At 56.8% G+C, this 26,907-nt stretch carries 22 protein-coding genes and 2 pseudogenes; 14 read left to right on the top strand and 10 right to left on the bottom strand.

Annotated features, from left to right (window positions below):
• The gene (locus MUN79_RS02595) at window positions 1–744 is read right to left on the bottom strand and encodes a hypothetical protein (protein ID WP_244676252.1); all 744 of its coding nucleotides are present in this window, start codon (window positions 742–744) and stop codon (window positions 1–3) included.
• 186 nt (window positions 745–930) lie between these two features.
• On the opposite strand from MUN79_RS02595, the gene MUN79_RS02590 reads away from it, so the two are divergent.
• On the top strand, window positions 931–2,463 hold the full coding sequence (locus tag MUN79_RS02590; protein ID WP_244676251.1) for a hypothetical protein: 1,533 nt from the start codon (window positions 931–933) through the stop codon (window positions 2,461–2,463).
• Window positions 2,464–2,545: 82 nt separating this feature from the next.
• Here the strand turns inward: MUN79_RS02590 and MUN79_RS02585 are convergent, their stop codons facing one another.
• On the bottom strand, window positions 2,546–2,809 hold the full coding sequence (locus MUN79_RS02585; protein ID WP_244676250.1) for a hypothetical protein: 264 nt from the start codon (window positions 2,807–2,809) through the stop codon (window positions 2,546–2,548).
• A 196-nt stretch (window positions 2,810–3,005) separates the two neighbouring features.
• On the opposite strand from MUN79_RS02585, the gene MUN79_RS02580 reads away from it, so the two are divergent.
• On the top strand, window positions 3,006–3,422 hold the full coding sequence (locus MUN79_RS02580; RefSeq protein ID WP_244676249.1) for a DUF6799 domain-containing protein: 417 nt from the start codon (window positions 3,006–3,008) through the stop codon (window positions 3,420–3,422).
• A 15-nt stretch (window positions 3,423–3,437) separates the two neighbouring features.
• Here MUN79_RS02580 and MUN79_RS02575 read toward each other — a convergent pair whose 3' ends face one another.
• Together MUN79_RS02575 and MUN79_RS02570 are read right to left on the bottom strand one after the other, a co-directional pair.
• A complete protein-coding gene (locus MUN79_RS02575; protein WP_244678266.1) occupies window positions 3,438–3,920 on the bottom strand; it encodes a WG repeat-containing protein in 483 nt (160 codons plus the stop codon).
• The gene (locus tag MUN79_RS02570; protein WP_244676248.1) at window positions 3,845–5,332 is read right to left on the bottom strand and encodes a hypothetical protein; all 1,488 of its coding nucleotides are present in this window, start codon (window positions 5,330–5,332) and stop codon (window positions 3,845–3,847) included. Before MUN79_RS02570 ends, MUN79_RS02575 begins: the two co-directional genes overlap by 76 nt.
• A gap of 137 nt (window positions 5,333–5,469) precedes the next feature.
• On the opposite strand from MUN79_RS02570, the gene MUN79_RS02565 reads away from it, so the two are divergent.
• Together MUN79_RS02565 and MUN79_RS02560 are read left to right on the top strand one after the other, a co-directional pair.
• A complete protein-coding gene (locus MUN79_RS02565; protein WP_244676247.1) occupies window positions 5,470–5,871 on the top strand; it encodes a hypothetical protein in 402 nt (133 codons plus the stop codon).
• Between the two features lie 146 nt (window positions 5,872–6,017).
• Window positions 6,018–7,028, top strand: coding sequence for a hypothetical protein (locus tag MUN79_RS02560; RefSeq protein WP_244676246.1), 1,011 nt, complete (start codon window positions 6,018–6,020; stop codon window positions 7,026–7,028).
• An 89-nt stretch (window positions 7,029–7,117) separates the two neighbouring features.
• Here MUN79_RS02560 and MUN79_RS02555 read toward each other — a convergent pair whose 3' ends face one another.
• Window positions 7,118–7,522, bottom strand: coding sequence for an RlpA-like double-psi beta-barrel domain-containing protein (locus tag MUN79_RS02555; protein WP_244676245.1), 405 nt, complete (start codon window positions 7,520–7,522; stop codon window positions 7,118–7,120).
• 455 nt (window positions 7,523–7,977) lie between these two features.
• Between MUN79_RS02555 and MUN79_RS02550 the strand changes: the two genes are divergently transcribed.
• The 4 genes and pseudogenes from MUN79_RS02550 (at window position 7,978) to proC (ending at window position 14,997) form a co-directional block, all read left to right on the top strand.
• A complete protein-coding gene (locus MUN79_RS02550) occupies window positions 7,978–9,141 on the top strand; it encodes an L-dopachrome tautomerase-related protein (RefSeq protein WP_244676244.1) in 1,164 nt (387 codons plus the stop codon).
• Window positions 9,142–9,346: 205 nt separating this feature from the next.
• Window positions 9,347–12,196, top strand: a complete 2,850-nt coding sequence (locus MUN79_RS02545) for a 2-oxoglutarate dehydrogenase E1 component (RefSeq protein WP_244676243.1) — start codon at window positions 9,347–9,349, stop codon at window positions 12,194–12,196.
• A gap of 143 nt (window positions 12,197–12,339) precedes the next feature.
• A pseudogene (odhB, locus tag MUN79_RS02540) lies at window positions 12,340–14,046 on the top strand (2-oxoglutarate dehydrogenase complex dihydrolipoyllysine-residue succinyltransferase).
• A gap of 135 nt (window positions 14,047–14,181) precedes the next feature.
• A complete protein-coding gene (gene proC / locus MUN79_RS02535; protein WP_244676242.1) occupies window positions 14,182–14,997 on the top strand; it encodes a pyrroline-5-carboxylate reductase in 816 nt (271 codons plus the stop codon).
• 194 nt (window positions 14,998–15,191) lie between these two features.
• Here proC and MUN79_RS02530 read toward each other — a convergent pair whose 3' ends face one another.
• Both MUN79_RS02530 and MUN79_RS02525 read right to left on the bottom strand, forming a co-directional pair.
• Entirely contained in the window at window positions 15,192–15,581 is a 390-nt protein-coding gene (locus tag MUN79_RS02530; protein WP_244676241.1) for a group III truncated hemoglobin, read from the bottom strand.
• Between the two features lie 175 nt (window positions 15,582–15,756).
• Window positions 15,757–16,686: an EamA family transporter gene (locus MUN79_RS02525; protein ID WP_244676240.1), complete on the bottom strand. Its 930-nt coding sequence runs from the start codon at window positions 16,684–16,686 to the stop codon at window positions 15,757–15,759.
• Between the two features lie 200 nt (window positions 16,687–16,886).
• Between MUN79_RS02525 and MUN79_RS02520 the strand changes: the two genes are divergently transcribed.
• Both MUN79_RS02520 and MUN79_RS02515 read left to right on the top strand, forming a co-directional pair.
• Window positions 16,887–18,542 carry a M1 family metallopeptidase gene (locus MUN79_RS02520; RefSeq protein ID WP_244676239.1) on the top strand — a complete coding sequence of 552 codons (1,656 nt, stop codon included), beginning with the start codon at window positions 16,887–16,889 and terminating at the stop codon, window positions 18,540–18,542.
• Window positions 18,543–18,594: 52 nt separating this feature from the next.
• The gene (locus MUN79_RS02515) at window positions 18,595–20,151 is read left to right on the top strand and encodes a dienelactone hydrolase family protein (RefSeq protein WP_244676238.1); all 1,557 of its coding nucleotides are present in this window, start codon (window positions 18,595–18,597) and stop codon (window positions 20,149–20,151) included.
• 318 nt (window positions 20,152–20,469) lie between these two features.
• On the opposite strand, the gene MUN79_RS02510 is transcribed toward MUN79_RS02515, so the two are convergent.
• A complete protein-coding gene (locus tag MUN79_RS02510; protein ID WP_311136637.1) occupies window positions 20,470–20,661 on the bottom strand; it encodes a GIY-YIG nuclease family protein in 192 nt (63 codons plus the stop codon).
• A 183-nt stretch (window positions 20,662–20,844) separates the two neighbouring features.
• Between MUN79_RS02510 and lpdA the strand changes: the two are divergent.
• Both lpdA and MUN79_RS02500 read left to right on the top strand, forming a co-directional pair.
• Window positions 20,845–22,250, top strand: a pseudogene (gene lpdA, locus MUN79_RS02505) (dihydrolipoyl dehydrogenase).
• A gap of 77 nt (window positions 22,251–22,327) precedes the next feature.
• A complete protein-coding gene (locus tag MUN79_RS02500) occupies window positions 22,328–22,798 on the top strand; it encodes a hypothetical protein (RefSeq protein ID WP_244676237.1) in 471 nt (156 codons plus the stop codon).
• Window positions 22,799–22,862: 64 nt separating this feature from the next.
• On the opposite strand, the gene MUN79_RS02495 is transcribed toward MUN79_RS02500, so the two are convergent.
• Window positions 22,863–23,624 (bottom strand): hypothetical protein, encoded by a 762-nt coding sequence (locus tag MUN79_RS02495; protein WP_244676236.1) that lies wholly within the window; start codon window positions 23,622–23,624, stop codon window positions 22,863–22,865.
• A gap of 296 nt (window positions 23,625–23,920) precedes the next feature.
• Window positions 23,921–25,087, bottom strand: a complete 1,167-nt coding sequence (locus MUN79_RS02490) for an AAA family ATPase (RefSeq protein WP_244676235.1) — start codon at window positions 25,085–25,087, stop codon at window positions 23,921–23,923.
• A gap of 405 nt (window positions 25,088–25,492) precedes the next feature.
• Here MUN79_RS02490 and MUN79_RS02485 point away from each other — a divergent pair, with 405 nt between their 5' ends.
• Together MUN79_RS02485 and MUN79_RS02480 are read left to right on the top strand one after the other, a co-directional pair.
• The gene (locus MUN79_RS02485; protein WP_244676234.1) at window positions 25,493–26,059 is read left to right on the top strand and encodes a hypothetical protein; all 567 of its coding nucleotides are present in this window, start codon (window positions 25,493–25,495) and stop codon (window positions 26,057–26,059) included.
• A gap of 326 nt (window positions 26,060–26,385) precedes the next feature.
• The gene (locus tag MUN79_RS02480; protein ID WP_244676233.1) at window positions 26,386–26,805 is read left to right on the top strand and encodes a hypothetical protein; all 420 of its coding nucleotides are present in this window, start codon (window positions 26,386–26,388) and stop codon (window positions 26,803–26,805) included.
• Window positions 26,806–26,907 lie beyond the last annotated feature (102 nt).

The following is a 26,907-nucleotide window of genomic DNA, read 5'->3' as shown; positions in this document are numbered from 1 at the left end:
TTAGTTACGCCGGGAGTTAAATCCAAATAAGAGGCTGAAGCGGGCCCCGCCGTTGCCGGGTACCACCGCAAGGTTCACCGGGAAGTTTACTCCGTGTGAGCGGAAACTGGTACCCACGGCCAGCACGATGCTCGCACTTATCGGCGACACATTCGGCCCCAGGCCAAACTCCAGTCCTTTGGGGCCCCGGATACCGATTAGCGCATTCAGGCTGGGCACAAACTTATTTTGCTCCAGGCCGCCAATCAGGGGCACAAACTCTACCAGACCCGACGTGCCGTTGGGCAAACGGAAAATGCGGGTTTCAAACTGCCAGCCAAACTGGGTCAGAAAGGGCTTTACGTTATGGTCCGACCGGGCCCGGTCGGCCACGCCGCCCGCTAGCACCGTGAACCCGATGCGTGGCCCGCCCAAATGCACTTCATCGAAGGCCGGGTCTTCGTCGCCGGGTACTACGGTGCCGGAAGCAGCGGCCGGTTTGCCGGGCACCGCGCCCGTGGGCCCCGAGGAAGCTCCGAACAGCTCCTTGGTGCCGTTGGCGTAGCGAATCATGAAGACGTCCGATTTGCGTACAATAATCAGGGGCCCGTCCAGATAATCGAAGCGCTTGTAGTGCACTTCCGTAGGCGTTATTTCCAGCACTTTTACCTGAACTTCCTCCCCGTTTTGTTTGGTGAGCACATCCTGGGCCTGGGTAACCAAGGCTAGCAGGACGAAAAAAAGCGTGAGTACAATACGTTGCATGGCGTGACAGGATGATTAATGAGTAGTAGTGGAAAGATGCACGGATAATCTGGACGGTTGTCAGCCATGTTTTTGCTGGAATAGATTTTTAAATAGTGGCTAAATCAGAAGGATGAGTCTGATGGGCAATAACTTGAATATTAATAATTCGACTTTGTAGATTTATCGTCATCTTCGCTTTACTCCATGGATGACTTACGCACTACCCTTGCCACCTTTTCGGCGGAAGACCGGAAGGATTTTGGCCGGTTTATTCAGCGCCAGCGCAAAAAGCAGAAGGGCCGGATGGACTCCCGCCTGTACGAGCTGCTGCTGCACCAGAAAGAATACGACACCGACGAGCTCGTAACCCGCCTTTACCCGGAAGAGCCCAACACGGTGGCTTACTACGCTCTGCGCAAGCGTCTTATGCGCCACGTTACCGATTTTCTGTTGCTGCGCCAGCGGCAGCAGGATCCTACGGCCGCTTCCTCGGTGCGGGGGCAGCTGACGCTAGCCCAGTATCTGTTTGAGGCCGGTATTCCGCGGTTGGCGTGGCTTACGCTGCGCAAGGCCGAAAAGCAGGCCCAAACCAACGAGCAATACGAGCTGCTCAACACGATTTATAACCTGCAGATAGCCCAGGCCGACAGTGAGTACGCCGACGACCTGAACGACATCATCAAGCGGCGCAACCTCAACAAAAAGGCCGCCGACGAAGAGGAACGGGCCGGTATTGCGCACAGCCTCATTCGGCAGCGCCTGCGCGAGGCCCGGGGCCGGGGTCGGGCCGGCGAGTCATTCGACGGCATTATGCAGGAGGTCTTGCGCGAATACGACCTGCAGGAGGCCTTTGCCCGTCGCCCGTCGTTGCTGTACCGGCTCATGGCCATTGCCCGCAGCGCCATGCTGGCCCGCCGCGACTTTGCCTCCTTCACACCCTTCGTGATTCGGTGTTACAAGCTGATGGAAAAGCGGCACGGCTTTGCCTCGGCCCACCGCTACTATCAGCTCAGCCTGCTTTACATGATTGCGCACGGCCTCTACCGCACGCGTCGCTTCACCGAGTCCATCGAGTACCTGGAGCAACTGCGTACGGCCCTGTACGCCGGTCCGCGCGGCCATTATGCCGACTTTGTGCCTAAGTACACGTTTTTGCTGGCCGCCAACTACGCCTTTCTGCGCCGCAATACCGAGAGTATTCAGCTGCTGGAAGAAGTGCTCAAGGGCCGCGACGTGGTGCTCAACCCCCGTGACCAGCTTACGGCCCGCCTGGGACTAGGCTTCCACTATTTTGCTGAGGGCAAATTCAACAAGACCAACCAGGTGCTCATCGGCATCGGCCGCTCCGATAGGTGGTGCGAGCAGCAGATGGGCCTGGAATGGGTATTCAACAAAAGCCTGGGCGAAATGCTGGTACAGCTGGAAATGGGCAACCCCGACCTGGCCCTCAACCGCCTGCGGGGCATCGAGCGGATGCTGCGCGAGCGGCTCGGCGAGGAAGGCGGCGACTATCACTACGTGCTCAGCTACCTGGGCCTGGTGCGCGAAATCATCGACGACCCGGCTGCACCCTCTAAGCCGGCCTTTGTAGCCCGGATGGAAGCTCTACCCGACTTTCTGCCCCTGGAGCGCGAAGACCTGCACGCTATGAGCTTCTACGCCTGGCTGAAATCCCGGGTAGTAAACCGGCCTTACTACGACGTGCTGCTGGAACTCTCGGCCACGGCCGCCCGGTAGAGCCTGCTCCAGCCAGGAAAGCAAAAAAGGCCCGCACTGTAGTAGCGCGGGCCTTTTCCATGGGTTAAATAACCCGTTGAAACTATTGCTTGGGAGCTTCTTCCACCAGCTTGTCGGCTTCTTTGTTTACTACAACAGCCGTGTCGCCAGCCTCGGGAGCCATGTCGGCTTTTACCTCGCCAGCGGCGTTGGCGGTAGCGTCAGCAGCATTTTCAGTGGTCGTGGCAGCGTCGCTAGCAGCGCTTTCGGCGGTGGCTTCAGCATTTTCCTGGGTTTTCTCCGAGCAGGAAGTAGTAGCGAACATGGCGCAGGCAGCAGCGGCAACAAACAGGGCTTTGAAGGACATTTTCATGGCTAAAGGGTCTTGAATTAGAAGTTTAGGTTTGCTTTCATACTGTTCGAGCTTAAAAGTAACCCAGCCGTTCACCGAAAATCACTGAAAACTTGTGCAGTCATCTCCCCGTAGGTTGGTCACGTTTCGCCTAAGCCCTAGTATTTTGCCCGCTTTCCGTTCTTTTGCCCGCCTATTGTTCGTGTGCTGTTTGGCTGCTTCCTTCTCGGCGCCGGGGCAGAGCCGCAGCCGCAACGACGGATTTCAGCGGCAGGATGGGGCCATGTTTGTCATTCGCAACGGAGTGAGGCGGCCCATGACCCGCGACGCCCACCTGCCTAATGGCCGCATCATTACCCGCGACGGGTTTGTAGTATCTCGCGACGGGCACCGCACCGAGCTGGCAGAAGGCAAGGGTTGCGACCTGAATGGCACCGTAGTATCCGTAACTGGTGGCGGCAATGCACCAGTGCTGTTGGCCCCAGCCGGTACTGCCGCTGTGGGCCCGCCCACGGCAGCCGCGGCTTACCTGCGGCAGGTAGACCGGGGCAAAGGGAAAGGCCGGGGCTGGGGGCATCACAAAAAGCCCAAGCACGGCAAGGGCAAGCATAAAAAGCACGACGACTAGCTTCCCGCCCGAGCATTATTCCACTGGGTCGGCGTCCTGGTCAATATAGAACGTGCGGCCGTCCTGGGTTACGCGGGCCTTGCCGTCGGCAAAGTCGGAGGCGTAGGTGTAGCGGCCAAAAGGCTTGGTTTCGGGCTCGTCGCTGCTCAGGTAACTTTTGCGAATAAAGGTATAGCCATCGGCTAGCCGCACCCGGGCTAGTCCGTCGTGAAAGGAGTATGCCTCCCGAAACACTTTTGGCGCCTGTGTGGGTACGTCGGGTCCGTCAATGTAGAACCAGCCCCGGTAGTCGAGCACGGCCGCGTAGCCTTCGGAAAAGTCCAGGGCATTATAATAGTAATGGTCAAATTCCTGCCCGTCCTCGTCGATAAAGGTATAGGTATTGCCCACCCGTACCCGGGCGTAGCCGCCGCGGTAGGGGTTCAGCGCATCGTAGGTAGGGGGCAGCAGCTCTTTGCCGTCTTCGTCGATAAAGCCAAACGCGCCGGCCTGTTCCACCACGGCCCGCTCGTCGTCGAATTCACCCAGGCTGGTATAGCGGGCGGGTAGCACGGTGTCGCCATCTGCTGCCAGCAAGCCCCAGCGGCCATTCTGCTCGAAGCGGCTGGGCGGCCCGCCGTCAGCGACTTTACACCACTTGCCACCAGCACCAGAGCCAGCACGCCAGTCCCCAGGGCCGCCAGGCGGGGTAGCCGCCGCCGCCAAGCCCGCAACTGCCGGAAGCCGGACTGGATAGCCGGGCGCAGCGTCGGGGAAGCGGAGCTGCCCGTTACGGCCGGGGCGGCTGCCGCCGTTGCCGACGGTCCGGCCGCAGCTGGAGCTTGCAGGCGCTGCATGAGTTGCTCCAGCTGCTGAATCTTGGCGTCCAGTTCCCGGTTGCGGGCCTCGGATTCGGCCCGCGAAGCCTGAATGGCCGCGTCCAGCACCTCCTTCTCCCGACTTTCTGCCGCCAGCCTTTCCTGGAGCTGGGTAGCCTCGGGCGCTACGGGTGGGGCGGCAGCCAGTTGTTGGCGCAGCTGGGCAATGCTTTTTTCCCGCTCGGCTTCCCGCGCTTCCATGGCCCGCAGTTGGGTGGCCAGTTCCCGCTGCATGGCCGCCTGCAGCCGCTCAAGCTCCTGCTTTTCGCGGTTGCGGGCGGCTAGGGCGGTTTCCGCGTAGCCATAGGGGGCCTCTTCCAAGTCATGTACATCTTCGGCGCCCAGCCAGCGCCACAGTTGTGAAGCTTTCTGTTGCAGAAATTCCCCCGCCGTTCTGGATGCTGGGTCGTCCGCGGTGGCGGTATCAGGCTCGGGTTCCGTCTCTAGCGCTGCTATTGTTTCCGTCGAAGCAGGAGTGGCATTCAACTCGGCGGCCAGCTGCTGCAGGTCGGCGGCCGTCAGGTCAATTTCGGGGGTGGCCAGCTGAGCCAAGCGCCGGGTGAAGCGGCTGGGGTCGGCCAGCAGCTGAAAGTTGTTGGCGGCGGGCACCGCACTCATCCGCTCTTCCACTTCCGGTCCAAACGTCACCGGTTCGCCAAAAAGCAGCAGGCCGCTGATGAAATTCAGATTGGCCTGGCCGGCTTGTAAATAGGGTGCCAGCAGGCGGGTGAGGGCCAATTTCTGCTGCAGAAACTGTTGAAACGGGTTGTCGGCTCCGGCTGCTCCGGTCAGGGGAGTTGCGTCGAGCTGCCAGGCAGCGTGGGCAAAGTCGCGGATGGTAAGCCGGCCGCCGCGGGGCTCCAGTACCAGAATCGTAATCAGATGGGGGCGCAGCACTACGGCATCCAGCACTTCTCCTTCCGCACCCGGCACGTTGCCCAGCAGCAGGGTGGGGAGCGGGTGAGGCTCGGCCGCCAAAGCGGCTCGGACGGCCTCAAATTGCTCCCGCCGGGCGGAGTCAGAAAAGGAAGACAGAATGGAAACGTGCAGCATAGATGGAAAAAAGCGGCCTGACGGAGCCGAACAGGGGCCGGGCGGGTTGTACGCACGCGGCTCGACCTTGGTGACTTAACTTTTCTGGAAAGAAGCCAGTATAGCAGGGAAGATCTTTCGCTTTTTTCGCTCTACCCATGGATTCTACTGCGCCCACGCCCCAAAATACGCCCACGCCCACGGTTCCCCTGGACGTGACCGACCAGCAAAACTCGGCCCTGCTCGATGATACGCTGGCATTGCTCAACAACGGAGTGCCTGAGAAGGCCGACCAGCGTGGCTTAGGCGAAATAGACCGTTGGGAACAAGTATTGCGCGCTTCCGAGCGGCCGGGCCTGGCCAAGATCATCCAGGAACTGGTTACGCTTCGCGAGCAACTGGAAACTCCGGATACCGCCGCCCACGATATTGCCGAAACCCTGGCTACCCTCGGTGCCGAAACCGTAAAGGTAGCCGACGAAACCTCCGATGACTACAGCGGCCCGCTCACCCAGCTAGGCAAGCTGCTGATTAAAATGGGTTCCTCACTTTCCCGCTAGTTCCGGATTGTTACCCAACCAAAAGCCTCCGCCAAACACTGGCGGAGGCTTTTGGTTGTTAGGCGCACCCGCGGCAAAGTCGCCTGGCAATGGCCGAATCTCGCCGGGGCATCGTACTTTTGCGCCTTCATTTTTTAGTGCCGCTTATGCTCACCACCACGCCCGACCTTTCGCTCTACGACCCGTTTACGGGCATGCGCTTCGCCAAGCACTGCTTTCTGTGCGGCACGCCCACGCCCGCGCCCTCCGACTCGGTACTGGTGTTTGATGGCTGGTTACTGGAGCGCTACCAGCTGGCTGATCTGCAGATTAAGCTGCTCGACCAGAGCGTATTGGCCTACCCCGAGCTGCGTATGCCCTGCTGCGCCGAGTGCCGACAGCAGCACGTGCAGCCTTTGGAGCAAACCGTGGCTCAGGCCGTGCAGGCCAGCCCCGAAGCTCTGCGCAGCCTCGATGAGAAAACGCTGTTTCTGTGGCTGGGCAAGATGTTCTACGGAGTCATGCTGCTCGAAATTCTCAACGAGCTGGACCCCTTGGTGAAGCCGCTGTATCCGCTGGCCGAAAACACCCAGCTCCTGCGCAAGCTGCAGTGCTTTTTCCAAGTGTTTCAGGCCCTGCGTGTACCCATCGTGTACGAGGATTTCACGCCGGCCTCCATTTTTGTTCTTGAAACCGCGCCGCTCGAAGACACCATTCCCTTCGAGTACGACGACGACCTGAGCACGATGACCTTCAGCATCAAGCTCGATGAAACAGTGCTGGTCAGTTGCTTGATTGACAACGGATTATTGCGCCAAGCTATGGGGCGCGTATACCGGGATGCCCAGCGACCCCTGCACCCCATTCAGATTGCCGAGTTCAAGGCCCGGGTGTACTACGGCGCGTATCTGCTGAACGTAGTGCCCGACTATTTTCCGCGCCCAGTGCAGCCCGGCGACACGGAGCTGGTATTCGATACGCTCATTGACGATGTGACCCGGGAGATTTTCAATCCCTGGGAAAACTCCGCTTACGGTACTTCGCTGCAGGAAATGTGGAAACGGTGGCAGATTCCCTACACCGAAATCATGCGTGACCCCCGGCAGCCTTTAAGCTACCTGTACGACCAGGACGGCGAACCGCTAACGCTGGAGCGCTGGGAGGGTTTGGCTGGTTAAGCAGCCCAGTAAAAAACAGGGTTCCACCCAAAAGTGCAGTCAACGCTGCGGCTTTGGGGGCAAAAAAGGAAAAGGCAGTAAAGCGTGGCTTAGCTGGCGCGCCACTGCGGCTCAATCTTTACAATCTTCACGTTTTTCCACATTTCATCCAAGTGTTCCGACTTCGCGGCCAGGATATCCATGCAGTGCCGGTGCCGCCGGTTCATGGTGTCGTGAATGATGTAGTTGCCGTCGAGCTTGGGCGAAATGCCGGTTACGCGGACGGAGTCGCCGTAATCAAAGTGGCCGCCCCACTTTTTGAGCAGGTCCCGGGATAAAGCCATCCAGCGCATTTTGCTGGAGTGCCGCCGCGGGATGCGCGAATTGTCGGCCGTAACGAAGGGCTCGGAGTCCGTTTGCCGAGCTTCAGCTTCGTAAATGGTTGCCGTAACCGTGAAAGTAGGTAGGCGGCGGGGTGGACGTTGGGCAATAACGGGAGCCGGAACGAAAGCCACTGTACGAGGGCTCAGGTGAGCGACAGTAGAAGGAAGAGCTGCGGAAAAAATGGGCCGCGGAGGAAACAGGAGGGTCAGTAGGACTAACGCAATAGACATGGCGGTTAGGTTGGTGGACTCTTCTTCACACCCGAAGAGAATGGGTTGCCTATATGGAAGGCGGGCAAGGAGGGGTTAACTCCATAAGACCACAAAAGGTTGTCGTACGGGAGTAAAAGTCGGGGCTATATAGTGGAAATATATACTAAAGTAATAAATAATATTAACAAAACAATAAAAAGGCGTGATTAGTTCGTTCAATGCTTCCTTAAGGTTGAGGCTGAGCTAAACCACTCGGGGATGAAGTCGTAAGTAATAGTTGAGTTCCTGACCCTCTTTACTTCCTTTTTCATCCTTTCAAAACACAATTAAGCTCGACTATGTCCTCTTTCCTTTATTCCGCTGCCGGCCGTCAAATGGCCACCTATAGCTGTGGTTTGTTTCTCGCTGCTTTTTCGGTTGCCTGCTCTTCGCCTGCCACGCCCGAGGGAGCAGATGCTGCCAACAATAACTCAGCTTCCGCTGATTCCTCGGCCACGGGCGCAGCGGCAAACTCGCCCTTGCAGGTAGTCGCTGAGTTTCGGGAGCCGCAGATTGTGGGCGTGGCCGTACTGCCCGACGGCCGCACGTTTGGCGACTTCCCGCGCTGGGACGACAACCCCGTAGCGCCGGTTGCTGAAATCGGGACGGACGGCTCAGTCAAGCCCTACCCCGATGCTACCTGGTGCATGTGGAACGAAACTACCCGCAACGAGCCCCAGAAGCACTGGATTTGTCCCCAAAGTGTACACGCCGACAAAACCGGCATGCTTTGGGTACTCGACCCCGCTTCGCCCGGTTTGAAAGCCACGGTGCCCGGCGGACCGAAGTTGGTTAAGATTGACCCCGCTACGAATAAAGTAGTGCAGAACATCAGCTTCCCGGAAAATGTGGCTCCGCGCAAATCCTACCTCAACGACGTGCGCGTCGACACCCAGAACAGCTACGCCTATATCACCGAATCGGGGGAAGGCAGCTTGGTCGTGGTGGATTTGAAAGCCGGCAAAGCTCGCCGGGTACTAACCAAACATACTTCCATGCTTGGCGACACTACCCTGAATATTAAGGCCGATGGGCACGAGATGATTGATGCAACCGGCAAACGGGCCCGGTTCAACGCCGACGGCATTGCCCTGAGTCAGGATTTGCAATACTTGTACTGGAAGCCGCTTACCAGCTATAAGCTCTACCGCATCAAAACGGAAGCCTTGCGCAATCCAGCTTTAACGGACGCTCAACTCGCCCAGCAGATTGAAGACTTAGGCAAAGTGCCGGCCTGCGACGGAATGGAAATCGATGCGGCCAATAACCTGTATTTGACAGCTTTTGAAGATCATTCCATAAAGCGCCGCACGCCGAATGGCAAAATTACGACGGTAGTGCAGGATACCCGTCTGCAGTGGCCCGACACCTTTGCCTTCACCGCTGATGGCACTATGTATGTTACGGCATCCGCCATCCACAAAACGCCGACTTGGAATAAGGGCGTCGGTAAGCAGGACCAACCTTACTGGATTTTTAAGATGGCCTTGCCCAAATAATAACTCCTTGAAGCGCAAAGCTTTCCGGCAGTGCTGGAAAGCTTTGCGCTTTATTTTGAATAGATTGGCTGGCACCATTATGCAGAATCAAGGGTTGCGGAAAATAAGCTTGTGAAATACAGGCATATTTGTGTAATCGAATTTAGGTTTTTGCCTTACTGTGAAGCGTAATACATTTACGCCACTTCACTTAGCTCCTTTTCCCATGGACGCTTACTCTTATATCGCCAATGCCCATGGCGACTACATCGACCAGCTCTACAAAGCCTATCAGGCCGACCCTGAGTCGGTAGACTTCGGCTGGCGCAAATTCTTCGAAGGCTTCGACTTCTCCCAGCAGTACCCTGCCGACGGAGAAGCTCAGGTAGTTGGCTCCGGTGTGCTTAGCACCAATGCCTCTACGGACGGTGCTGGTCAGATTCGGGCCGTCGACACGGTGTCGGCTGACAAGGAAACCCAGGTCAGCAACCTGATTCATGCCTACCGCAGCCGCGGCCACCTGCGCGCCAAAACCAACCCGGTGCGGGAACGCAAAGACCGCAAAGCCCGCCTCGACATTGCCGACTTCGGTTTGAGCGAAGGCGACTTGGACACGACGTTCAAGAACGGCGAAGCCATTGGCCTTGGCGCCAGCGCCAAACTGCGCGACATCATTTCGGCCCTCGAGAAAATTTATACCCGTAGCATCGGCTTCGAGTATATGTATATCCGCGACCCGCAGATCCTGGACTGGTTCCGGGCTAAGGTCGAGAAAGACTCGCTGGCTTTCAACCCCGGTGTAGAGTACAAGAAGCGCATCCTAAAGAAGCTCAACGAAGCTGTTGTTTTTGAGAACTTCCTGCATACCAAATTCCTGGGCCAGAAGCGCTTCTCCCTGGAAGGCGGTGAAACCACGATTCCTGCCCTCGATGCCATTATCAATAAGGCTTCGGAGCTGGGCGTGAATGAGGTCATGATTGGCATGGCCCACCGCGGCCGACTCAACGTGCTGGCCAACATCATGGGCAAGACCTACGAGCAGATCTTCTCGGAATTCGAGGGGACGGCCGTACCGGATTTGACCATGGGCGACGGCGACGTGAAGTACCACATGGGCTACAGCTCGGAGGTAGAAAGCGAAGCGGGCCGCAAGGTGAACCTGAAACTGGCGCCCAACCCCTCGCACCTTGAAGCGGTGAACCCCGTGGTAGAAGGCTTCGTCCGGGCCAAGATTGAACACCAGTACGGTGGCGACTATCACCAGATTCTGCCCATCCTCATCCACGGCGACGCAGCTTTGGCCGGGCAGGGTATTGGTTACGAGCTGACGCAAATGTCGCAGCTGGAAGGCTACAAGACCGGCGGCACCATTCACTTTGTGATTAATAACCAGGTTGGTTTCACCACCGACTTTGAAGACGCCCGCTCGTCTATCTACAGCACGGACCTAGCCAAAATTATTGATGCGCCAGTGCTGCACGTGAATGGCGACGACCCTGAGGCCGTAGTATTTGCCGTGCGCCTCGCTACCGAGTACCGCCAGCAGTTTCACGCCGATATCTTTATTGATATGGTGTGCTACCGCCGCCACGGCCACAACGAGTCGGATGAGCCCAAGTTCACCCAGCCCACGCTCTACAACATCATCAGCAAGCACCAGAACCCGCGCGAAGTCTACAACGCGACGCTGGTGCAGCGCGGCGACGTAGACGCGCAGCTGGCGGCTCAGATGGACAAGGAGTTCCGCGACACCCTGCAGGCCCGCCTCGACATGGTAAAGCAGAAGCCTCTGCCCTACAACTACCAAGCCTTGGAAAACGAGTGGCGCAGCCTGCGTCGCTCCAAGCCAGAGGACTTCGAGCAGTCGCCCGAAACCGGCATTAGCGAAGAAGTGGTGCAGCAGGTCGGCAAGGCCCTGACCACGCTGCCCGAAGGCTTCCGTCCCCTGAAGCAGATTGAAAAGCTGATTGAAGAGCGCAAGAAGATGTTCTTCGATACCCGCGTCCTGAACTGGGCCGCTGGTGAGTTGCTGGCCTATGGCTCCTTGCTGAGCGAAAAGCACATTGTGCGCGTCAGCGGGCAGGACGTGCAGCGCGGTACTTTCTCGCACCGCCACGCCGTACTGCACGACGCCGAGACTTCTGCCCCTTATAACTCGCTGAACTACATCGGCGAAGGCCAGGAAAAGCTGAGCATCTACAACTCGCTGCTAAGTGAGTACGCGGTGCTGGGCTTCGAATTCGGCTACGCTATGGCTAACCCCACGGCCCTGGTTATCTGGGAAGCCCAGTTCGGCGACTTCGCCAACGGTGCCCAGACCATGATTGACCAGTTCGTGGTGTCGTCGGAAAGCAAGTGGCAGCGCATGAACGGCATTGTGATGCAGCTGCCCCACGGCTACGAGGGCCAGGGCCCGGAGCACTCAAACGCCCGCCCCGAGCGGTTCTTACAGCTGGCCGCCGAGCACAACATCGTCGTGGCTAACATGACCACGCCGGCCAACTTCTTCCATGCCCTACGCCGGCAGCTGACCTGGAGCTTCCGCAAGCCCCTGGTAGTGATGTCGCCCAAGTCGATGCTGCGCCATCCGCTGTGCGTGTCGCCGGTCGAGGAGTTTACCTCCGGCTCATTCCGCGAAGTGCTCGGCGACGTGTATGCCGACGCCAAAAAGGTGAAGCGCGTGCTACTGTGCTCGGGCAAAGTCTACTTTGACTTGCTGGAAGAGCAGCGTACCTCGGGTCGTACCGATGTGGCCATTGTTCGTTTAGAGCAATTGCACCCCTTCCCTAAGAAGCAGCTCGACGCCGAACTGGCTAAGTACCCCAAAGCGAAACTCTACTGGGTGCAGGAAGAGCCGGAGAACATGGGCTACTGGAACTACCTGCTGCGCTTCATGCGCCGCGAGCTGGAAGACGTTATTGCCCGCAAGCCTTCGGCTTCGCCCGCTACTGGCTACAACAAAGTGCATATCAAGGAGCAGAAGGAGCTGATTGCCCGGGCTTTTGATAAGCCCAAAGAAGCCGTGGCCGACGAGACCATCAAGGAAACGGCTGCCAACGCCCAAAAGTCTGAATAGCGGTAGCGCAAACCGGCTTTCCTGCTTAGCTTGCGGGAAGCCGGTTTGCCCTGTTCCGTGCGTGGTGCCTTCGGGGTGCTACGCGGCGCGAAGTCAGTGCTTCGTGCTTTAATTTCACTTGAAACCCTTCTAACTCCCTTCCCATGGGTCTGGAAATTAAAATACCCGCCGTCGGCGAATCCATCACCGAAGTAACCATTGCCAAATGGCTGAAGCAGGACGGCGACACGGTAAAGCGCGACGAAGTTATTGCCGAGCTGGAGTCCGATAAGGCCACCTTTGAGCTACCCGCCGAAACCGACGGCGTCCTCAAGATTCAGGTTGCTGAAGGCGAAACCATCGGCATCGGCACTACCATTGCCAGCATCAACGGCGACGGGGCTGCCACTCCGGCTGCGCCAGCCGCTCCCGCTGCTCAGCCCAGGCCGCTGCAGTTCCGGCGGCTCCGGCTGCTGACCCCGTAACCCAGGGCGAGCAGAACCCGCAGGCCAGCAACCAGTCGGGCTACGGCGGGTCACAGGCCGTCTCGGCCGATACGCCTACTGCCGCAGCTCCGACCGCTGCTGCTCCGGCTGCCGGTGGCGGTGCTACCGTAGAAATGAAGATTCCAGCCGTAGGCGAATCCATCACGGAAGTAACCGTAGCCAAATGGCTGAAGCCCGACGGTGCCCAGGTGCAGCGCGACGAGGTTATTGCCGAACTCGAGTCGGACAAAGCCACTTTTGAGTTGCCCGCTGAAGGAGCCGGCACGCTGCGTCATGCCGTGAAGGAAGGCGAAACCATCGGTATCGGCGCTACCATTGCCCGCATCGAGGGTGGCAGTGGCGCAGCTGCGGCCCCAGCGCCAGCCGCGGCTCCGGCTGCTGCCCAAGCTGCTCCGGCTGCTGCCGCTCCGGCTTCGGCCAGCGCTTCCAGCTATGCTACCGGAACGCCTTCGCCGGCTGCCGGCAAGATTCTGGGTGAGAAAGGCATTGCCGCCGGTGACGTGCAAGGCTCGGGCCGGGATGGTCGGATTACCAAAGAGGATGCGCTGAACGCCCAGGCCCGTCCGGCTGCTCCGGCACCCGCTGCCGCTCCGGCACCCGCTGCCGCTCCGGCCGCTGCCCCGCCGCTAAGCCTGCGGCTGCCCCGGCTCCGGCCGCCAGCGGCAGCCGCAACGTGCGTCGGGAGCGGATGAGCAACCTGCGCAAGACCGTTGCCCGCCGCCTGGTGTCGGTGAAGAATGAAACGGCCATGCTTACCACCTTCAACGAGGTAAACATGCAGCCCATCATGGACCTGCGCAATAAGTTCAAGGACAAGTTCAAGGAGAAGCACAGCGTGGGCCTCGGCTTCATGTCGTTCTTCACCAAGGCCGTGTGCGTGGCTCTGAAAGAGTGGCCCGCCGTGAATGCCCAGATTGACGGTACCGACATCCTGTACAACGACTTCTGCGACATCAGCATTGCCGTTTCGGCCCCAAAGGACTGGTGGTGCCCGTGATTCGCAACGCCGAAGAGTTGTCGTTCGACGGTATTGAGAAGGAAATTCAGCGCCTCGCCGGCCTGGCCCGCGACAATAAGCTGACCATCGAGCAGATGACTGGTGGTACGTTTACCATCACCAACGGTGGCGTATTCGGCTCCATGATGAGCACCCCGATTATCAACGCGCCGCAGTCGGCCATCCTGGGTATGCACAACATCGTGCAGCGTCCGATTGCCGAAAACGGTCAGGTGGTGATTCGCCCCATGATGTACCTGGCCCTGAGCTACGACCACCGCATCATCGACGGCCGCGAGTCGGTGTCGTTCCTGGTGCGCGTGAAAGAGCTGCTCGAGGACCCGACGCGCCTGCTGCTGGGCGTGTAATTGGTAGCATATTCAACCTTGCGAAAGGGCGGCCCAGCAACTGGAGCCGCCCTTTTTTGTGTCCTTGCTGCACCAACCTGAACAAAATCAGCTAGTTTACACCGCTGCCAACGAGGTGGCTAACCCGCATACGCAATGGAAAACACGACGAAGATTGCCATTCTGGGCAGTGGCAACATTGGAATTTCGCTGGCGAAAGGATTGGTAAAAGCCGGCATGTCGGCCCCCGAAGCCATAACCCTGACCCGCCGCAATGCTGCTGCCCTGGCCCCGCTGGCCCAGGCCGGCTACCAGACTACTGCCGACAACCTGGCGGCCGTGGAGCAGGCCGACATCGTAGTGCTGGCCGTGCTGCCCCAACAGCTCAATAAGCTGCTGGATAGCATCAAAACTGCCTTTAACCCCGATAAGCACCTGCTGATTTCGGTAATTTCCGGCGTAAGCTGCCAGGATATCCGCAACCAGGCTGGAGCTGCCCTGCGCGTGGTGCGGGCCATGCCCAATACGGCCATCGGTATCGGCCAGTCCATGACCTGTATTGCCAGTGACCAGGAACTGGACGACGACCTGGCTTTAGTGGAAAAGCTGTTTGATACGGTGGGAATGACTGTGCGCATCAACGAGGAACTGATGACGTCCGCTACGGCGCTCTGTGCCTGCGGCGTGGCCTTCTTTCTGCGGGCCATTCGGGCTGCTTCCCAGGGGGGCACCGAAATCGGGTTTCACGCCCACGATGCCCTGAAGATGGCGGCCCAAACGGCGAAAGGTGCGGCCGATTTGCTGTTGCAGCTGGCTTCACACCCCGAGCAGGAAATCGACAAAGTAACTTCGCCCAAGGGCTGCACCATTGCGGGCCTCAACGAAATGGAGCACCACGGCTTCAGCTCAGCCATGATTAAAGGCATCCGGCTTTCGGCCGACAAGGCGGGGAAGTTGTACAAAGAGGACTAAAAGCTCTTTTCTCATTCCGGGGCTGAGCTAACCGGTGCCCGGCGCTAAAAAAGAAACCCGTACTGAGTTCAGTACGGGTTTTTTCTTGGTTTAAGCCTTAGCGTGTGGAGCACCAAAGCTTGGGGTGGGAGGAGTGAAAGGAGGAAACCAGAACAGATTTGCAGAAAAAGGGTGGGAAAGGGAAGTGGGTGTGATTAGTCGACGGGCAACTCGCGGGTGCGGCTCAGGCTGAGGCGAGTAGCCATCTGCCGGGCCAGCTTTTTGGCTTCTTCAGCCTTGGAGCCCGCGAAGCATTCCTCTACGGCGGAGGAGAATAATTTAACCCAGTGCTCGATGTGCGGGCCGCTGGTGGGCAGGGCCAGCTGCTCGGGCAGGGGCTCACCTTCCTGGGTACCTTTGCCCAGCAGGGTGCTGCTCCAGTAACGGTATTGGGTGGTGAGATACTGGGGCCAGTGAATACGGGCCGCAGCGCCAAAACGTGCTCCTAACAAGGTGTCATTGGTGGCTTTGGAGCACAGCGTGTCAACCAAAGTCTTAATGTCGCCTTCGGTACGAATGTCGGGGAGAGTAGCAGATGTTTTCATGAGCGGCGTCTTAGCGAGTTGGTGTACCAAATACGTAGCGAATTTACGCAGGTTACATGACATTCGCTCTATTTATATGCATATTTATTATAAAAAATAGGAATAAGGGTATGAAAAAACGTTTGCACAGGTTGCCAAAGCGTTTTAGCCTATGTTTCAGCTAGCCCAACTATTTCTACGAACTGCTTTTTTGACGGCCGCCCAGCACCACTAAAATCACGGCCGCCACAATCAGCGCCGCGCCGCCCAGCATACCCGTAGTAAGCTGCTCGCCGGCAAAGGCCCAGCCCAGCAGAACGGCTACTACGGGATTAACGAAGGCGTAGGTACCTGCCAGAGCCGGTTCAACTGCCCGTAGCAGCCAGATGTACGCCGAAAAAGCCACGATGGAACCCAGGGTCACCAGATAAGCATAGGCTATCCACGACTTGGTGGTCACGGCGGCTAGCTCGAAGCCGGTGGCTTCGCCGCGCACCAGCCCGATGAGGAGCATGGTGAGTCCGCCGCAAATCATCTGCATGCCGCCGGCCAGGAAAGGGGAGGAAGCCGCCTGCTTTTTCTTGGAATACAAAGAGCCAATGGCCCACACCAAGGCCGCCACCAGCACCAGGGCAATACCAATGGCCTCGTGGCCGGGAATAGCCACGTGACTCACGCCCGGCGTGCGAGCCAGCAGATACACCCCGCCTAGACCCAGTGCCAAGCCCAGCGCCACCCGCAGCGTGGGCCGGGCCGCTACTCCACTCATCCAACCCAGCAGCGCCAGAAACATGGGCACCGTGGCTACCAGCAGGGAAGTCATGCCCGAGGGAATGTACTGCTCGCCTAATGTCACGCCGCCGTTGCCGAAAGTCAGCAGGCAGATGCCGATGATAACGGCCGTGGCCCAGCCCTGCCGGGTAGGCGCCGCCTCGCCGCGCAGGCGCATAAACGTGTAAAGAATCAGGCCAGCCAGCAAGTAGCGCGAACCGGCCATGAGCAGGGGCGGCATACTATCAATGGCGAAGCGGATGCCCAAATACGTGGAGCCCCAGACGATGTAGACGATGGCAAAAGCCCGAGGATGGCGGCGCGGGAAGGAGTGGTAGTAGCAGGCATATAGCAAAGCAAGTCTGGCCGCAAACCTACGGCAAACTCCGGCCCCGCCCACCCAAAACTTGCGGTCCGCTACTTTTGCGAACCTGCCGCCCGGGAAAGCGCCAACTATAGCCGGTCTACCTTTGAGCTGTTCCTGCGCTGCTTTGGCAACCTTAGGGCCGCTGCCGAGTCTGTTACCTGCCGTATTGCTCCCGTTTTCCAACTACTATGCTTCGTTCCTTATCCCTTGTTGCCGCACTGATCGGCCTTATCCCGACGGCCTCGGCCCAGTTGCTGCAAGCCAACCCCAAGGCCACCCGCGCCGACTCCCTGCGCGGCACGCTCACGCCCCTGCGCACCTGCTACGACATCAACTACTACCACCTCGACGTCAAGCTCAACATCGACGACCGTTCCCTGAGCGGCTCCAACCTGTTCCGCTTCACGGCCACCCAGGACTTCACCCGCCTGCAGTTCGACTTGTTTGCCAACCTGACGGTGGAGAAAGTGGTGTACAAGGGCCAGAGCCTGCCCTTTACCCGGGAGGCCAATGCTGTGTTCGTCACCTTTGCCCAGCCCATTCGCAAGGGCAGCCAGGATGAGTTTACGGTCTTCTATGCTGGCAAGCCCCGGGTGGCTGAGCGCGCACCCTGGGACGGGGGCCTGGTGTTTACCAAAGATGCCAACGGCAAGCCCTGGGTGGCTACGGCCGTGCAGGGCCTGGGCGCCAGCGCCTGGTGGCCCAACAAAGACCACCAGAGCGACGAGGTGGACAGCATGCTCATCAGCGTGACGGTGCCGCAGGGGCTGAAGGATGTCTCAAACGGGCGGCTGCGCAAAACCACCAAGCTCAAGGGCGGCCTCACCCGCTTCGACTGGGCCGTGCGCAACCCCATCAACAACTACGACGTGGCTTTGAACGTGGGCGACTACACCAGCTTTTCGGACAGCTACACCGGGGAAAAGGGCAAACTCAGCCTGGAGTACTGGGTGCTGCGCGAAAACCTGGGCAAGGCCAAAACTCACTTTGCCGCCAACGTGAAGCCCATGCTGAAGTCGCTGGAGCACTGGTTTGGCCCTTATCCATTTTACGAGGACGGCTACAAGCTTGTCGATGCGCCCCACCTGGGCATGGAGCACCAGAGCGCCGTGGCCTACGGCAACAAGTACCAGAACGGCTACCTCGGCCACGACCGGTCGGCCACGGGCTGGGGCTTGAAGTGGGACTTTATCATCATCCACGAAAGTGGGCACGAGTGGTTTGGCAACAACATCACCTCCAAGGACATTGCCGACATGTGGGTGCACGAAAGCTTTACCACGTACTCCGAGGCGCTGTTTACGGAAAGCCAGTTTGGCAAGCCCGCCGGTCAGGAGTACCTGCACGGGCAGCGGCGCAATATCCAGAACGACGGCCCCATCATCGGGCCCTACGGTGTCAACCAGGAAGGCTCCGGCGACATGTACGACAAGGGCTCCAACCTGCTCAACATGGTGCGTACCATCGTCAACGACGACGAGAAGTGGCGGCAGATTCTGCGGGGCCTGGGCCAGCAGTTCTACCACCAGACCGTTACCACCGAGCAAATCGTGGGCTACATCAACCAGCAAAGCGGCAAGAATCTGACGAAGGTATTCGACCAGTACCTGCGCTACGGCAGCATCCCGACCCTGGAAATCCGCCAGGAAGAGGGCAAGGTGCTGGTGCGCTGGGTCGCCAACGTGCCCGACTTCGACATGCCCGTGCGGGTGCGCCTCAAAGGTGGGCAGTACGGCTTTATTCAGCCCGGCACCCGCTTCCAGGAAATCAGCCTGCCCGGCGCTACCAAGGACAACCTCGAAGTCGACACGTTCAACTACTACATCGGCGTGTTGGTGGACTAAGTGGCGAAATGGGAAGTCGTATCATTGGGCTCCTTTTCATTCCTGTTGCCTAATGATTCGCACCTTTCTATTCCTTATTCTGATTTTCTGCGCCTCCGTTGCCCGGGCGGCCTCGGGCTTTGCTGACCTCAAGCAAGGTCCTCATGCCGTGGGCTTCCGCGTGGTGCAGCAATACGATTACGCCCGGGCTTATAAAGGCCGTACCGACGCCGTAACCGGGAAACCAACCACCGGCGAGCTGGCACGACCTATCCAAACGCTGGTGTGGTATCCGGCCCAGAAAGGCGGGACCCCCATCCGCTATGCCGATTACCTGCGCACCGAGGCCACCGACGACAACTTCGCCCGCACCGATGCGGAAGCTGCCGCCTTTTTGGCCGACAAGCTGCAGTGGGCTGCCGCCCAAGTAGGCCCCAAGCAGGCGCAGCAACTCTTTGATCAGCGCATGTGGGCCGTGCGGAATGCCTCGGCCGCGGCGGGCAAGTTTCCGGTGGTCATTTATGCCGCCGGCGGTGGGGGCACGGCCCACGAAGCCGCCGACCTGTGCGAGTATCTCGCCAGCTACGGCTACGTGGTGCTGGCCAGCCGCAGCCTGGGTACGCGCACCAAGGACATGAACTTCGACGCTGAAGGGCTCGGTACCCAGGCGCGGGATATCCAGTTTCTGCTGTCCTACGCCCACACCCTGCCCCAAGCCGACCTGGCTCACGTGGCTGCCGCCGGCTGGAGCTGGGGCGGCCTGGCCAATGCCCTGGCGGCCACGCAAGATTCGCGCATTGGTGCCATTGTCAGCTTTGATGGTACCAAAGCCCAGGAGGACACCAAGCCTGTGTCGCGCGTGCGCCTGACCGTACCGTGGCTGTACGTGCAGCGCCGCTCCGAGTCGGTGCGGGAGCTCAGCGCCAAAGGCATGCAGACGACGGGCATTCTGCTGAACGAAGCCAAGTACTCTGACCTCTACCACGTGGTCATGAACCCGATGGAGCACATCGACTTTTCGACCATTGCTCTGCGCGTGGCCGAACCGGCGCACTTCGCGGAGTATTCCCGCGCGGAGGTCGAGGCGGCTTACCACTGGACCTGCCGCTACACCCTGGAGTTCCTCAACGCCCACCTGAAGGATGCCGCCACCGGCCGCCAGTTTCTGGACCGCACGCCCGCGCAGAATGGCGTACCGGCCCACATGGCCCGGCTTTACCACCTGCCCGCTCGGTCCGGCCCCGTGCCCACTCAGGCGGGCTTCGCGGCGGCCCTGGCCCAGGAAGGATTCGATAAAGCCCCGGAAATCTACCGCCAGCTGCAGCAGCAGGAGCCGGCGTTTGCGTTGTCGGAAGGTGAGCTGAACACCTGGGGCTACCAGCTCCTGCGCGAAGCCCGCAACCCGGCCGCCGCCCGGGCCATCTTCGCCCTCGGCACGGAGCTTTACCCTAATGACGCCAACCTCTTCGACAGCCTGGGTGAAGCCGACGAGAAAAACCACGACATCCAAGCGGCCATTACCCACTACCGCCGCTCCCTGCAGCTGAATCCCGCCAACCAGAACGCCCGGCAGCGCCTGCAAAACCTAGGCCCCCGCGGTAGGGGTTGTATGGTGTCTTTGCGAGGCTGAATGCTGAGGCAATCCGTCCTCTACGAAAGTAGTCCTGGCCCTCACCTGGAAAGCCTTTTCCTTTTCCGTGTCATGGCGAGCGAAGCGCGGCCATCCGTCCTCTGCGAAGGTAGTTGCGTCCTTTACCGAGAAAGCCCTTTACTACCACAGATAGTAAAGGGCTTTTCACTTCAGGTAACTCGGCACATTTCAGAGGACGGATTGCTTCGTCATTCTTCCTCGCAATGACACGATTGTTAGTCCAGTATATCAAACAGTTCTTGCCACTCAGGGTTGAACCCATTAATCAAATCCAACTTCTTCTGCCTTGACCCGGCCTTAAGCTGCTTTTCCCGGTCTATGGCGGCTTTTACATCGGCGAACTGCTCCCAATACACCAGCTTGTTCGCGTTGTATGCCGGGATGTAATCCTGTTTTATGTTCGTGAATTCTGCGCTTTAGGCCGTTGGTAATGCCGATATAAAGCACGGTATGGCTGGCGTTGGTCAGGATGTAGACATAGTAGGGCATAGCTTGTTAAGCTAAAGGGCTTTCTGGTAAAAGAGCGGTTGTCACTAGCAGAGGACGGATGGCTTCGCGTTGCTCGCAATGACACGGGGAAAGCTGTCTGAACATCAACTCACAATTTCACCATTTCACAAATTCGCCGTTCGTACCTTCGCCCCAGTTGATTCTCACCGAATTCACCTTAGCATGACCCAATACGACGTTACCGTCATCGGCTCCGGCCCCGGCGGATATGTAGCAGCCATCCGCTGCGCCCAGCTCGGCTTCAAAACGGCCCTCATTGAGAAGTATCCTACCCTGGGCGGTACCTGCCTCAACGTGGGCTGCATCCCCTCGAAGGCCCTGCTCGACTCGACCGAGCACTTCCACAATGCCGGCCACACCTTCAAGGAGCACGGCATTGAGCTCAGCGACTTGCAAATCAACATGAACCAGCTCATCGACCGCAAAAACGGGGTGGTGAAGGCCAATACCGACGGCATTCAGTTCTTGATGAAGAAGAACAAGATTGAGGTGCTGCGCGGCGTGGGCTCGTTTGTCGACAAAAACCACATCAGCATCACGCCTACCGAGGGCGGCGAGGCTCAGCAGATCGAGACCAAGCACGTCATCATTGCCACGGGCTCCAAGCCTACGGTGCTGCCCTTCATTGCCCAGGACAAGGAGCGCATCATCACCTCCACCGAGGCCCTGAACATCCGCGAAGTGCCCAAGCACATGATTGTGATTGGCGGCGGCGTTATCGGCCTGGAAATGGCTTCCGTGTACGCCCGCCTCGGCGCGAAAGTGTCGGTGGTGGAGTTCATGGATTCCCTGATTCCGACCATGGACCGCGCCCTGGGCAAAGAGCTCAAGCGCATCCTGGGCAAGATCGGCATCGAGTTTTTCCTCAGCCACAAGGTAACAGGCGCTACCCGTGAGGGCGACGCCGTGACCGTAACGGCCCTCAACCCCAAGGGCGAGGAAGTGAAGTTCGAGGGCGACTACTGCCTGGTGGCCGTGGGCCGCGTGCCCTACACCGCGGGCCTCAACCTGGAAGCCGCCGGTATCGAAATGGAAGAGCGTGGCCGCATTAAGGTGGATGAGCACCTGCAAACCTCTGTGCCCGGCATCTACGCCATCGGCGACGTGATTCGGGGCGCCATGCTGGCCCACAAGGCAGAGGAAGAAGGCGTGTTTGTGGCCGAGACCCTGGCCGGGCAGAAGCCCCACGTGAACTATCTGCTGATTCCCGGCGTGGTCTACACCTGGCCCGAGGTGGCCGGCGTGGGCTACACCGAAGAGCAGCTCAAGGAGCAGGGCAAGGCCTACAAAACCGGCTCCTTCCCCTTCCGCGCCTCGGGCCGCGCCCGCGCCTCCATGGACCTCGACGGCTTCGTGAAGGTACTGGCCGACAAGGAAACCGACGAAATCCTGGGCGTCCACATGATTGGCCCCGCATCGCCGACCTCATTGCCGAAGCCGTGACGGCCATGGAGTTCCGCGCCTCGGCCGAGGACGTGGCCCGCATGAGCCACGCCCACCCCACCTACGCCGAAGCCATGAAGGAAGCCTGCCTCGCCGCCACCGAGAACCGGGCCATTCATATGTAATTCTGGTCCGACCGGAAGGTGGAAACAGCAAAGCGCCCGAAGCTTCGGGCGCTTTTGCGTTTATTAGCCGTAAGCAAATGTTCCATGAAGAAGGTATACCCCTTATTTCTGGCCGTGGTCGGGTGCACGGCCTGTGGTGCCCCGGCGGCGCCGCAAACCCACTTCCCGACTTACCGGCACGAATACCAGCAGGCCGCTGCCGCGGTGCTGCGCTCGGGGTATTTCATCGGTATCAGCAGCACGCGAAGGAGCTTAGGACAGCACTTAGCTTATCGGCCGCCGAGGTGGATAGCGCCCGGGATTTGGCGGCGGTAAAGACGCTGTTCCGCCTGGAGCCCATCACCGGGCTGAGGGTCATGCCGGATTCAACCATCCACTTCTCATTCGGCTGCGGCGGCAGTGACTGGCAAAGCAAATGCCTGGCAATCGTGTACCTGCCGAACCCGGCTCTGCTCAGCAGCAGGCTGCCCCGGACAACTATCAGCAAGCGGAGCGACTTAGGAAACGGCTGGTATAGAGTGGAAACCGTCACCAGCGTTGCTGATTAGGAAGCCGAAAGGCAGTAACGCAAAAGCGGCTGGAGCTCTGGGGAGCTTCAGCCGCTTTTGTGTGTTAAAAGTTGTCTTCTGGATCAAGATTTATTTCACTATTGTCTTCCGTGAAATCTTCAATCACTTCATCTTCCTGATAATTTATTTCCTCGATATCGTCTTCTTGGTATATAATCTCTTTATTAGTTGTATTACTATTAGAAATTATTTCTTTATTATTTATATCATGATTATTTTCTTTATTGTTGCTTTCTTGATCTTTTCTCGCCAGTTCGTTGCCTTGTTTGGGTAGTTGCTCTTTTGTACTTGAGTCTTGTTTTATTTTTGATTCTTTGAAAGATTTCTCTTTGAACGCTGACTTCATCTCAAGTATCCATTTTGGGTCTTCTTCATTTTTGAATTTTTCAGTTTTAGATATTTCTATATATTTTTTTGCAAACGTCACTTTGTTTTCTCCTTGTTCTTTATCAAAGAACCCCTTTATTAATTTTTTTTCGCTGTCTTTAAGATCAAATACTTCGCTGGAATTTTTGGCGTCTTGATTGTATTCATTGTCATTTAATATTTTTTCTATATCTGTATCTTTGTCTGTGAAGTGTTTTAATGTTTCGTAGTAAATTCTTGGATTGAGGCAATCTTCTATTTCTGTGGGTGGAGTGCTGGTGTTGTTATCTACATTGACTAATTCTGTTCCGCTCTCTTTGTTTAATAGTCGCTTAAAAAACAAATTTTTGAAGCTTTTTACTTCTACTTTGAGAATTTCAGTGTCCGTATCTATTAAGCAATATACTGTGCCTTTTATAACGTAATCTGGATCATTCATTGGTGAAATTAAGCTTTCGTATATCCTTTTTACTTCTTTGTATCCACCTACTGGTAGTATACGTAAATTGTTTTGTTTTATTTTATCAGAAAAAATGTATTCAAAATATATTTTTTCTGATATGCCCTCGCATATTAACCAGTTATATGTTGTTTCGCCTAATAATGAATATGTTATTGCTTGTATTAAATCATTGTGACTTTTGATGGTTATGTCGTATGGAAGAGCACTCTTTAATTTTTTTCTATCCTGTGATATCTTCTCTCTGTAATTATATAAATCGAAAAAATTGATACCTACTTCATTTGGAGTGGTTTTTTCATTGATGTAGCTGATCCTTCAGAGATAACCGGTAAATAGCCATACCAATGTGTTGTTATTATTATTTGATGTCCGAGTCGAGCAAGTTCAAACAATTTAGAAAATTGCTCATAGCATGCAGATACATGTAATGAAGCATCTGGTTCATCGACTGCAAGTATTATCTGCTTGTCCCTTTCTTGGTTTCTTACTAAAAACGAATACGCTACGTCAATAAGTGCTTTACGCTTTTCTCCTGAACTAAGATCATAAACTGCAACCAAAGGAGAGTCATTTGCCTTCTTATTCAAAACCTTTATTGAAAAGTAGGCTTCAATAATCTTTGAAATAAGGTCGGGCATTGTCAAAGAGTTTTTGCTTTTCCCCTTGTATTGATAAGATTCAAGAGTTGCTTCTATATCTTCAACAAATTTATTTAGTTCAATATTTATTCCTTTTAATACCTTGGTAGTTATTGCTTTTTCAATTTCTTTGTGTATATTTTTGTCCATTAATTTTTGCATATCTTGGGTTTCTAATTTAGTATACATTTGAGCATCTGTTTCAACAGGTATGTATAGATATGCGTAGTGGGATATAATATATTCGTAAAATCCATCGAACGACTTTTGAAGTTCTACTTCATTATGTTTGCCTTCTGAATTAAAAAATCCTAATTCGTAATGAATGGGTCCAAAATATATTCCTGGCTCATTTGCTCTTTTTCCTATCATCACAAGTAAATAATCATCTTTGCTGTATCGTGAGGCTAAACTATTTCTATATTCGTTGAATCCATCAGATGTTTTAGATGTAGATTTTATAGTTGAATCCCATAATTGTTTTGATATGCGTTGAGCTGTTTTAAAATGTTTAGCATCCTCTATCGTGGATTGTCTTAAGGTGTCTTTCTTAATCAAAAAGGTAGGTGTTATAAAAGGACTATTTGAACCTTTTATTCCCCCTTTAGCTTTGGCGTCATTATTTATAGGCCATTCTTTTACATCCCTCTTGTTTATTATGAAATCAATTGATTCCAATATTGAGCTTTTCCCAGTTCCATTTTCCCCTATTAAGCTGCAAAATTTTTCACCATTTGATAAAGGAATAAAATGTATCCCTTTGTAAATTTTAAAATGCCTAAGATGTAGTGCTACTATCATTTGTGAAGTATGGGGAAGTGAAAAAATGTAAAAGTCCTATATTAAGAAGTGCTTGATGACAAATATATGTTTATAGTAGGAGCGTTTAAATACTCATGCTGGGCAATTCATCACTTACCATATGCAGTCGCTTGGCTGTGCTGCGTGCTGCCTACGCTCCCACAGCTCTGCTGCGCGCGGCTGCGGTTGTTGGAGTAGCTCGCAGGCGGATTCGCGGCATAGCCACTCTCAGGCATGACACTCACTCAGCATAGCCGAGCGAGTGCCGCGAGGCGATTCCAAACGGCCTTGTACTCAGAGTTACACAATCGAAAAAAAAATATCGATTGTATAACTCACTCACCCCGATGCTTACTTTAGGTGCCAAGCGGCGGAGCAGGGGCTATTCTGCCCGCGGCCAACCCGATGCTGCGTACTCCTACTTCTTTTTCCGAAGGCACCGCTGCCTACGTGCGGCGGCACTTTGCCCTTAGTCAGGTGGAGTTGGGGCGGTGGCTGGGCGTGAATAGCGCCCAAGTGCAAGCCGTGGAAGCCGGACGGCGCAACTTCTCGCCCCAGGCCGAAGCCCGGCTGCGGCGGCTCTCCGACCTGCTGCCCCCGCGGGGGCCGGCGTTGCCTGCGCCCGAGGCTTTGCCGCCTTTGCCCCCGCGGGGAGCCCGTACGGCCAAGGAAGCGCGGGAAGCCGAGCTGCTGCGGCGGCGGGTGCGGCGCTGCGAGCATCTGGCCCGGCAGCTTGCGTTTCAGCTCGAAACCCTGGCTTTGCAGGACGAGGCCCTGCTGCGCCGGCGGCAGGGGGTGGCGGCCCTGCGCCTGGCGTTGGCTACCCCACCCTTGACGCCGGACCCGACTACGACCCGGCCGAGGAAGAAACCTGGCTGGCCCGCATCGAGGCCGATGTGGCGGCCCTGCCCCGCGGCCGGGGCCGCTGGCGCGGGCCCACCTGGCGCTGCGCCGCCAGCTCTTGCTCGATGAGGCTGCTGCTTTGCTGCGCCTGCTGGGCTCGCCGCCGGATGCCGTAGCGCCAACGGTGTAGTTCGCGGCTAGCACGACTATCCTGTATCCTTTAAAGACGACTTACTGCTAACGGCGCGGGGTACGCAAACTACCACCGAAGGTAGGCATAGCCAACGCTCGCGCTACTGTCGCTGAGGGGCTGTTGTTAAGAGTATTGTAAGGATGAGGGGTGTTTGGATATTTATTTTTAAAAACTTATAAATAATATATAACAACAATGTAATATTATTAAGCGGCAGGGTGGTCCTGCCGTTTTTACTATCCTTCTTTTTACTACCTTATTTATGGCCATTGATGTAAAATTGCTGCTCACCCGCGCCCAGTGCGACGCCGTGACTACCGAATTGGACAAGCGCATTCGGCGCCTCGAAAACAAGGAGTCGAACTATGATTATCAGGACGAGGTGGGCAGTGAGCGGGCCACCGAGCTAAACGATGAGCTGAAGGGCCTCAACGTGCGCATTGCCAACCACGACAGCTACCTAGCCACCCTTACCGAGGGCAGCACCGAGTATGAGCGCACCATGGATGCCCGGCGCAAGGACGATGACCGGCGCGGCGACATCCTGGCCCAGCAACGCAAGCGTGGTGGGGTGAAAGTGGTGCTGGGCCAAAGTGCCCTGAAGGAAACCCAAAGCCGCAGCACTTCTCTGGAAGAGGACAAGGCTGCCGTGGCGGCCCACCGCCCCACATTGGCTGCGTAAAAAAACCAGGCAAACAAGAACAACAAACGGCCGGCGCTACCAAAGCGCCGGCCGTTTCTTTATGCCGTAATAAGGGTGCTCCGTCACTCGACTTGCCGCCCG

Origin of the sequence: Hymenobacter cellulosilyticus, assembly GCF_022919215.1 — a bacterium.
Lineage (GTDB): Bacteria > Bacteroidota > Bacteroidia > Cytophagales > Hymenobacteraceae > Hymenobacter > Hymenobacter cellulosilyticus.
Note: the sequence above shows the minus strand (reverse complement) of the source record. Positions and strands in the feature narration are given on the sequence as shown.